Source organism: Micromonospora sp. LOL_024 (genome assembly GCF_048060415.1).
In the GTDB taxonomy this organism is placed as follows: domain Bacteria; phylum Actinomycetota; class Actinomycetes; order Mycobacteriales; family Micromonosporaceae; genus Micromonospora.
Window position 1 is genome coordinate 1 of record NZ_JBHMIS010000066.1, and the last position, 8,796, is coordinate 8,796.

The 8,796-nt window shown below is 66.4% G+C and carries 9 protein-coding genes and 1 pseudogene; 1 reads left to right on the forward strand and 9 read right to left on the reverse strand.

Annotated features, from left to right (window positions below):
- From ACFHWY_RS27140 to ACFHWY_RS27180, 9 genes and pseudogenes are all read right to left on the reverse strand, one after another.
- Positions 1-359, reverse strand: a pseudogene (locus ACFHWY_RS27140) (hypothetical protein); the annotation flags it as partial.
- Positions 360-500: 141 nt separating this feature from the next.
- A complete protein-coding gene (locus tag ACFHWY_RS27145) occupies positions 501-764 on the reverse strand; it encodes a transposase (RefSeq protein ID WP_416583093.1) in 264 nt (87 codons plus the stop codon).
- Entirely contained in the window at positions 745-999 is a 255-nt protein-coding gene (locus ACFHWY_RS27150; protein WP_416583094.1) for a hypothetical protein, read from the reverse strand. Before ACFHWY_RS27150 ends, ACFHWY_RS27145 begins: the two co-directional genes overlap by 20 nt.
- 157 nt (positions 1,000-1,156) lie before the next feature.
- The gene (locus tag ACFHWY_RS27155) at positions 1,157-2,335 is read right to left on the reverse strand and encodes an acyl-CoA dehydrogenase family protein (protein ID WP_416583095.1); all 1,179 of its coding nucleotides are present in this window, start codon (positions 2,333-2,335) and stop codon (positions 1,157-1,159) included.
- Positions 2,336-2,339: 4 nt separating this feature from the next.
- Positions 2,340-3,665, reverse strand: a complete 1,326-nt coding sequence (locus ACFHWY_RS27160) for an activator-dependent family glycosyltransferase (protein ID WP_416583096.1) — start codon at positions 3,663-3,665, stop codon at positions 2,340-2,342.
- 12 nt (positions 3,666-3,677) lie between these two features.
- Positions 3,678-4,976 (reverse strand): P450-derived glycosyltransferase activator, encoded by a 1,299-nt coding sequence (locus tag ACFHWY_RS27165; RefSeq protein WP_416583097.1) that lies wholly within the window; start codon positions 4,974-4,976, stop codon positions 3,678-3,680.
- 16 nt (positions 4,977-4,992) lie between these two features.
- Positions 4,993-5,883 (reverse strand): alpha/beta fold hydrolase, encoded by an 891-nt coding sequence (locus ACFHWY_RS27170; protein WP_416583098.1) that lies wholly within the window; start codon positions 5,881-5,883, stop codon positions 4,993-4,995.
- Positions 5,884-5,962: 79 nt separating this feature from the next.
- The gene (locus ACFHWY_RS27175) at positions 5,963-7,024 is read right to left on the reverse strand and encodes a methyltransferase (protein ID WP_416583099.1); all 1,062 of its coding nucleotides are present in this window, start codon (positions 7,022-7,024) and stop codon (positions 5,963-5,965) included.
- 33 nt (positions 7,025-7,057) lie between these two features.
- Positions 7,058-7,495: a SnoaL/DnrD family polyketide biosynthesis methyl ester cyclase gene (locus ACFHWY_RS27180; protein WP_416583100.1), complete on the reverse strand. Its 438-nt coding sequence runs from the start codon at positions 7,493-7,495 to the stop codon at positions 7,058-7,060.
- Between the two features lie 224 nt (positions 7,496-7,719).
- Between ACFHWY_RS27180 and ACFHWY_RS27185 the strand changes: the two genes are divergently transcribed.
- Positions 7,720-8,556, forward strand: coding sequence for a class I SAM-dependent methyltransferase (locus ACFHWY_RS27185; RefSeq protein ID WP_416583101.1), 837 nt, complete (start codon positions 7,720-7,722; stop codon positions 8,554-8,556).
- Positions 8,557-8,796 lie beyond the last annotated feature (240 nt).

The window sequence follows — 8,796 nt, forward strand, 5'->3', positions numbered from 1 at the left end:
TGCGGGCATCGCTGGTGTTCCTCCCAGGTTTCGACGTCTCCATCAAACCCGGTGCGGGACAGCCCCTTCGACCCTGTCCCGGCGGAACGCACCTCCCACTGGCGAGGGCCGACCATCTGCGTGACGGCTTGTTGGCAGGTCAACCGCAGATTCCCGCCGAGTTCCAGCATGAAGGTGCAGGCCACCCGCACGTACGCCTGCTGGTGTTGTTCGAGGAACTCCCGCAACTGGGTGCAGCCCCCGTAGACCTCGTCGCCGCAGATCACGTCGAAGCGCACCCCGTCGGCGTACGCGTCCGCGCAGATGTCGATTGCCAACTGTCCCTTGGTGCGGAACTGCAGGTCAGCCGGTAATCCCATCGCCTGGGCGGTGTCCGGGTCGTCGATCTGCTCGGCGGGGATTCACTGCCGGGCCCCGATCAACGAGTGCCCGACCTGCTCCCGCACGTACGACAGGTGCACCGTATTGATGCCGTTGTCCACCCGACCCGCGCAGCCCATTTACTGCCGCTTCACCCCACACGTGGCGGTGCCACGCTTGCGCTGACCGGTCTCGTCCAACGCCCCGACCACCAGTCCCCGCCGCCGTCGGGCTGCCGTGCCCAGCCCGTCGACCACGAACCGACGTACCAGGCTCATCGCCGCATCGGTGTCCCACACCGCCCGGTTCAGCAACCGCTGCGTGCGGTCCGGGGTGCGGTCCCCGACGTGCTCCGCGATCGTCCACCCGTTGCGTTTCGGCAGTTCACTGGCTACCGCGGACACGTACCTCGTCGCCTGCTTCCAGACGCTCGTTGCGCCGCCGCAACCGCTCGATCTCCGCCGCCTCGCCGCTGCGGCGCCGACTCTCCGACACCGGGCTCTTTCGGGTGCCCAGAGCGGTCAACGCGCCCGCGTCACAGGCGGCCCGCCACTCCAGGATGTGCGAGTGGTACAGGCCCTCCCGACGCAGGATCGCCGCGCCCTCACCCGAGGCCTTCGCCGCGTCGTACTCCGCCACGATGCGGAGTTTGTACTCCGCCGTGAACGTTCGCCGTTTCGGCCGTCCGCCCTGTTCACCAGGCGTGCTGGGTAGCGTCACAATGATCCTCTTCCTGTCTCCCGACAAGCCTAACGCTTCCGGAATGGCTGCCTCATCCCAGCCTGACAGACAGGACTCAGCGGAACGCGGGCAAGCCGGTGACCGCGTGGCCGATGCTGAGCGTGTGGACCTCCTCGGTGCCCTCGACGGTGGTCACAGCCTCCAGGTTGGCCATGTGCCGCATCACCGGGTAGTCGAGGGTGATCCCGTTGGCACCGAGCATGCCTCGTGCGATGCGGGCCACCTCGATCGCCGACCGCGCGTTGGCGAGCTTGCCGAGGCTGATCTGCACGGGCGTCAGCCGTCCGGCCTGCTTGAGGCTGGTCAGCCGCAGCGCCGTCATCCCGGCGTGCGTGACCGCGACCGCCATGTCCGCGAGCTTGCGCTGGGAGAGTTGATAGGAGGCCAGCGGCCGGCCGAACTGCTCGCGACCACCCACGTAGTCGAGCGCGCTGGCATAGCAGGCACTGGCGGCGCCGACGACGCCCCACACGATGCCGAAGCGGGCCTCGTTCAGGCACGACAGCACACTTTTCAGTCCGCGTGCTCCGGGAAGCAGCGCAGAGGACCGTACCCGGACGTCGTCGAGCACGACGGTAGCCGAGTTCGAGGCACGCAACGACAGCTTGCCAGTGATCTCGCGTGCGGTAAATCCCGGTGAGTCGGTGGGTACCAGGAACCCTAGGATGCGCTCCTCCGCACGCGCCCAGATCACCGCGACGTCGGCGATAGCGCCGTTGTTGATCCACGTCTTGGTGCCGGACAGCACCCAGTCGACGCCGTCGCGGCGGGCGGACGTGCGCATCGAACCCGGATCGGAACCAGCTTCCGGCTCGGTGAGGCCAAAACACCCGAGCACCTCGCCCGTGGCCATCGCCGGTAGCCATGCCTGCCGCTGCTCCTCGCTACCGTAGCGGTGGATCGCGAACATGGCGAGGCAGCCCTGGACCGACACGAAGCTGCGCAACCCCGAGTCCACCGCCTCGAGCTCGCGGCAGGCGACGCCGTAGGCGGCTGCCGAGAGCCCGGGGCACCCGTACCCGTTCAGTTGCATGCCGAACAGGCCGAGCGCGCCGAGTCCCTCCGCCACCTCGCGGGGCAGCGTCCCGCGTTCGTACCAGTCGGCGATCCGCGGTCCCAGTTCGGCCGTGGCATAGGTGCGCACGGTGTCACGCGTGTTCCGCGCCTCGTCGCCCAACTCGTCGTCGAGATCGAGCAGATCGTGCTTGTTGAACATCGCCCCGGTGTTCGCCATTGAATCAGCTCCCGTTCACCACTCCATGTGGAGCGGGTTCCCCCGATGACTCGGCCTTGCACCGCGCCACGTCCCGGTGCAAGGCTGTCAGATGTTCCAGCTTCCCGACGGTCTCTACCGGGCTTGGGGTGCTCGCCATCGCATCTCGCAGGTTGGCCGCTCCCGTGGCGAACGATGGCTCGGACAGGACGCCTACGAGCTTCTCCCGCAAACCTCCCGCCGTCAGTTGGAACGACGGGATGTGCAGTCCCGCGCCCAACTCCTCGAGCCGCTGGGCGCGGTAAATGGCATCCCACATCCAGCCCATTGCGACCTGGGGAACGCCGTAGGCCGCCGCTGTCGCCCACGTTCCCGCGCCACCGTGGTGGACGATCGCCGAGCAACTCGGCATAAGCGCGGCCAGGGGGACCCGGTCCACGACCCTGGTGTTGTCCGGGATCTTCCCGACGCCGTCGAGCTCCTTTTCGCCGAGCAGGGCCACGACTTCGATGTCGAGGTCCTCGATCGCGTCGAATAGGTCAGCCACGTTGAGCGCGTTGGGGAACTCCGTCTGGCGAATCGTCTCACCCAGGGTGAAGCACACCCTGGGTCGGTCGGGTGCCTGCCACAGCCATTCGGGGACCACGGCGGGCGTCGGACCGTTGTAGGGCAGGTAACGCATTTCAACCGTGGGCAGGCCAAGGGGCAGCCGCACACCCGTGGGCATCTGGTCGATGGTCCACTGGCCGGTCACGACCTCCTCGTCGAACTCGCAGCCGTGCCGGTCCAGCACGAGCGTCAGCCACTCCGCGAGCGAGTCGTCATGGCGCTCCGGTGACTTCGTCAACTTCTCCAGGAACACCTTGCGCACGCCGTAAAAGGTGTCGGGAAAGGACAGGATGCGGGCGTGTGCGGCACCGGTCGCCCTGGCCGCTACCGCGCCGGCGAATGTGAACAGCTCCCAAATGACCAAGTCCGGCTTCCAGTGCCGGGCGTAGTCCACCAACCCGTCTACCATGGACTCGTTGTTGATCTGCATGTAGTAGGTCGCGTTCAGCATTGAGTTGGACGCGATGTGGAAGTCGAGGTTCAGCAACTCCGGTCGGTGTTCGAGGAAGTCGGGGTCGGAATGGAGGGCGTACATGGCAGGGCCCACGTGCTGTATGACCTCGCGCATCATGGGGTTCGTGCCGACCGGTACCGCGGTCAGGCCAGCCGAGGTGATGCTGTCGGTCAAGGCCGGCTGGCTCGCCACCCGCACGTCGTGCCCGGCGGTCCGCAGGGCCCAGGCAAGTGGCACCACACCGTTGAAATGTGCGTCCATCGCGAAGCATGTGACCAGAATCCGCATTGCGTCTCCCCTCTACCGCTTCGCGACCGGGAATCGCAGGACCCCACCCGTGACCGGGGAACGCATCCGGCGCAGCACTCGATCGCGTTGCCGCAGGGCAGGCAGGCGGGACGCTAGCGCCTCCACCGCGACCCGGGCCTGCGCCACGGCCATCGGCGCCACGAACGTGTCGTAGAGACCACCGGAGAGGGCTAGTTGGTCAGCGTCAGAGTTTCGCGTGATGTCGAAACGATCCGGGTCCGGGAAGACCGAAGGATCCCGATTCGCCGCATCGACGGCCACGACCAGTTGGGTGTCCGCGGCAATCTGGTGGCCGGCAAGCTCGACGTCCGTCGTGGCAATCCGGTTCTCCAACCGGATGGGCGGGTCGAACCGGAGAGTCTCCTCGATCGCGCCGGCGGCAAGCCCCGATTCCCCAAGCAATGTCTGCCACTGGTCCGGATGTGCCAGCAGTGCCGCCATCGCGTTGCACGTCAGGGTCACGGCCACCTCGACGCCGGCGACCGCGGTCAGCACGGCGGCCGCGAGAACGTCATCGGGGTCGGCGGCCGGCCGGCGGTCGCCGAAGAGCCCCGGTGTGCTTAGTAGTTCGCGGACCTCGGCCACTCCGGTCAGCAATGCGCGAGCCGTTTTGTACTGCGGCGGGCACAACCCCGCGTCCAGCGCGACTCCAAGACCCGCAACCAACCCGGCGAACCGGTCGCGGGTGGCCTCCGCGAGGCCGAGGAGGTCGGCGGCCACCGCCACCGCGACTGGCCGAACGAAGTCCGCCACCAGGTCGAACTCGTCGGGCAGACCGGAGATGAACCGGTCTACAGTCCCCGCAACGGCCAGGTCGCCCAGCACCGGCTGGAACAAGGTGCCGAGCCGCTCGTAGTCCCCACGCGACAGGTTGAGAAAGGCACCGTCGAGCGGGACGATGTGGCATATCTTCGGGTTATCCCAGATGTCCTGGAACATATGCTGCTGCGATGACCCGTCACCGTGGTGACGCAACGAGAGTCGCGGGTCACGGAGGATCTCCCCTGCGAGCGCGTGGTGTCCAGTCACCCAGGCGCCGGCTTCGCTTCTGTACAGCGGGCCGCGGTCACGCACCTGGGCGCCCAGAACCGCGGGGTCGTCGGCGCCCGCCCGCAGAAGCATTGCGTAGGGGTCGCCCTGCGCGCCGAAGACGAACTGGAAACCCCGAACGGTCAGCAGGTGGCGCCCAAGATCGCTGTTGGAGACAATTTCTACCCCGTTCCCGGGCGCGTCAGCGGTGAGCGTGCGCACGGTGTCGGTCGTCGCGGCGGCGTCTGTCCTCGTAGACATTGATTTGCCCTCCCCCTCAAGCAGCGAGTGTGTGCGCGATGATCAGTTCAGCAAGTGGTCCGTGCACGGAGGAGGGCAGCGCGTGGCCCATGCCGGGAATCTCCGCGAGCCGGGCACCCGGGATCAGGTCCGCGAGATGCCTGGCGTGTGGCGGTGGCGCGGCCGGGTCGTTCGGCGCCTGGATCACCAGGGTTGGCACCTTGACGTCACGCAGTTCCGCGCCGCGACTCAGCGGCGGCAGCCCGACCTGGTAGTGCGTGACCGGTTCCTCCCACGTTCCGGCGTGGTCTATAGCGCGCTCCTCCCAGCGCCGGTACTCCTGCTCGTCGAAGGGAATCCCGTCGCCATTGAGCAGGCGCCACTTGCCAACCTGCTTGGCCAGCATCGATTCCCGGTCCTCTGCTGGTTGCTGCGCCGCGGACAGCAGCTCCAGGAAACGCGCGGTCGGCACAGGCAGTCCGTTCAAGAGCGGCTCACCACGGAACGCGGCCTCGATGGCAGCGTCGAAGTCGGTGTCCAGTGCTCCGCCCAGCATCAACGTCAGGCTGCGGACACGGTCAGGGTGGTTGAGCACCATCACCTGCGCCAGCGACGTGCCCATCGACATGCCTACGACGTGCGCGGCCGCGAGATCCCAGCCGTGGAGCACCGCGGTCGCGTCGGCGGCCATGTCGTCGTAGGTGTATGGATGCTTCTGATAGTCCCGGCAGGTGGACCGGCCGGTGTCCCGGTGGTCGTACCGGACAACGAACAGACCACCTGCGGCCAACCGCTGGACGAACTCGTCCGGCCAGCCGTACGCGGACAGGTTGCCACCCATAATCATCAATAGTGCGGGGTCGGCTGGGTCACCGAAGCCCTGGCTCCACAGCTTCACATCGCCTGCCGAAATGACGCGTTCGGTCATCACCGTTCCGCCTCCGAGGTGCGGTTGACAAGCCCGTAGCTTGACTTCGATCCCGAGGTCGACACAGGGAGCATCATGGTCATGTCGCTGCTCCAGTGGGCACGAGAACCAGCAGGGACAGGTCGAACGGAACCGAAGGCGATGCCACCTTCAGTGCCGACTCGACGGTGAAGCCGGCGGACGCAGCGAACATCGCCCACTCCTCCCTGGTGCGCAACCGGCCGCCGAGGAAGACGAGCATTCGCAGGTCCAGCAACGTGAACTGCTCGTTGGACGCGTCCTGTGCCAGGTCGTCCCGCTCCAGCACGACGATCCGTCCACCAGGTGTCAAGGCTTCGGTGCAGCGAGCCAGAATCCGTCGTGCGTCGTCGTCCGACCAGTTGAGCAGCACGAACGACAGCGTGATCACATCCGCCTTGACTGGCAGCGGCTCGAAGAAGTCACCGGCCACCGCGTCCAGCCGGTCGCCGAGCCCGGCCGTCTTGAACTGCGCGCGTCCCCGTTCCGCGGGGAGCGGAAGCTCCAACAGCGTCCCTCGAACGTGGGGCGCGGCCCTAGCAATCGCGGTGAGGAACCCGCCGATGCCGCCGCCGACGTCCATCACGTGCCTGGCGCGGCTCCAGTCGTACGCTGCGGCCGGGGCCTCGTAGACCACGTCCTGGTCGCAAGCCATCAACGCGTCGAACGACTCGGCGAGCCGAGAGTTCGCGGTCAGGTCATCGTAGAAGGGCCTGCCGTAGATCGACTCATAGGACGGCCGGCCCGTCCGGATGGCCTCCAGCAACTGGAAGAACGCGAGATCCGCGCGGGAGACCGCGTTGTTCAGGTCGAACCAGGCACGCTGCTGGGCCGGATGGCCGTCGGCCAGCAGCATGCCGGTCGTGGTTGGCGTCAACCGGTCCGGCTCGGTCTCGGCCAGTACGCCGACCGCCACGAGGTGCCGGATCACACGCAGCAACGCGTTCGCGTTCGTACCGGTCACCTTCGCCAGCTCCGCCGGGCTGGTCGTCCCTGCGATGATGTGGTCGACAAGTCTCAACGTGGCGGCCACTCGCACCGCCATCGGGGTGTGCAGGCTGCCGAGCCGCAGCAGGACGTTCAATTCGCGCATTTCCTGCTCGGCAGGATCCTCACTTTCCATCGACGGAGCTCCTTCCACGTAGTGATGGGAGTATCAGGGGCGCCAGCCGTCGCCCTGCGGCCACGGTTCGGCGAGCTGCCGGTAGGTGCCGATGAAGTCGGGCCAGTCCCGGTGGTCGCGAATCTTCCCGTCAACGATCCGAATAAGGTGGATCTGCTCGCCGGAGAATCGCCGGCCGGTCGCAGGCATACTCAGCATGTCGCCCACCTGGCGGCCGTAGAGAACCAACTTGGCACGCACCCAGTCGCCATTCTCCTCGTAGCCAATCTCCTCGAGGTACACCTCCTCGGAGAACGTCGCCTTCAGCCATTGCACGGCCATGACGAAGGTCTGCGGCCCGACCTGGTCCTTGAAATGTTCCATGGCACCTGGATTGAGGTACTCCGGATGGATGAAGTCCTCGACGTCGTCGATGTTCCCCGTATTGTAGGCATTCACCATACGCTTCACGAGGTCGATGTTTTTGCTCATGCAATCTCCCCTGTTAACTTCGCCGGCTACGGCGGTCCCCACAAGTATTGACCGTTCCCGGGCACGAAAACAAGTGGCCAGCACCGCACTCCGATTGTTTTCCTAGTCAGCTTAGAGGGCCAGATCGGCTGTATAGCGGAATGCGAGGTGACTGGTGAAAGCTCGGTACCACCATTCGTGGGAAGAGGGGAAAGAACGTGGACCCGGCGGCTTACAAGGCAACTGTGACCGCGGCCTTCGACCGTGCTGCGGCTTCATACGACCAGCTCGGCGTCGAGTTCTTCACGCCGATGGGCAAGCGGCTGGTCGAACATGCCGCCCCCCGAGAAGGACACCGTGTGCTCGACATTGGGTGCGGCCGGGGAGCCAGCCTTTTCCCATCCGCGGAACTCGTCGGTCCGACCGGTCATGTACTGGGCATCGACATAGCGCCGGCGATGGTCGACGCGGCCCGCGCGGAGGCCGAGCGGCAGGGCGCCACGAACGTCGAAATCCGGGTGCTGGACGGGGAGAACCCGGACCTGCCGGCCCGGTCGTTCGACCTCGTAACCGGCAGCTACAGCGTGATCTTCATTCCGGACGCCCCATCAGCCATGGCCCGATACGCGCAGCTGCTCGCCGACCATGGGCGAATCGCCTTCACCAGCCCTCTGTTCTCCGACAAGACCTTCCCGTTCTTGCCACCGATATTCACCGAGCTGATCCCGATGGCCCTGCTGAGCAACTTGCCGGCCGAATGGCAACCGGAAGCGTTACAGCGCCGGTTCAACAGCTGGCTCGGTAGCGTGGACGACCTGGAGGAAACCATGCGGATGGCTGGTTTTCAGGAGGCAGTGGTGGTCGACGAGCCGGTGCACGTGGTCGCCCCGTCCGGAACGGCCTGGGTGGACTGGTCGCACACTCAGGGTATGCGCCTGCTGTGGCAGCACCTGACCCCGGCCGACTCACAACAGTTGCGCACTCGTCTGATCGCCGCACTGGACGACCTGCGTGACGGCGACGGCCCCCTGTTCCTCGATGTCCCGGTCCGCTATGTCACGGCGACCGTCGCACGGCGGTGACAGCTCGCGGTTTCTTGGTAGAACCCCTGCGCGAGCAGGTTGACGTAGCTGCGTCCAAGCACGGCGTGGTCAATTTCACCGCCAAGGCGCTCGGCTCCGCCGAACGTAAGGCACCGCAGTAGGCCGCAGGGCTGCTCGTACGTATTCAGCTTGAGGTTGCCGGTTCGGGTAGCCACGGTCGGTGGTGAACAGTTGTTTGAGCACGTCGAGGGCGTCCTTGCCGTGTTTGGCGGCGGTGGA

Excerpts from the sequence above, each read along its gene's own strand:
- ACFHWY_RS27160 (WP_416583096.1), bottom strand. The coding sequence starts at position 3,665 with ATGCGGATTCTGGTCACATGCTTCGCGATGGACGCACATTTCAACGGT.
- ACFHWY_RS27170 (WP_416583098.1), bottom strand. The coding sequence starts at position 5,883 with ATGACCGAACGCGTCATTTCGGCAGGCGATGTGAAGCTGTGGAGCCAG.
- ACFHWY_RS27155 (WP_416583095.1), bottom strand. The coding sequence starts at position 2,335 with ATGGCGAACACCGGGGCGATGTTCAACAAGCACGATCTGCTCGATCTC.
- ACFHWY_RS27180 (WP_416583100.1), bottom strand. The coding sequence starts at position 7,495 with ATGAGCAAAAACATCGACCTCGTGAAGCGTATGGTGAATGCCTACAAT.
- ACFHWY_RS27175 (WP_416583099.1), bottom strand. The coding sequence starts at position 7,024 with ATGGAAAGTGAGGATCCTGCCGAGCAGGAAATGCGCGAATTGAACGTC.
- ACFHWY_RS27165 (WP_416583097.1), bottom strand. The coding sequence starts at position 4,976 with ATGTCTACGAGGACAGACGCCGCCGCGACGACCGACACCGTGCGCACG.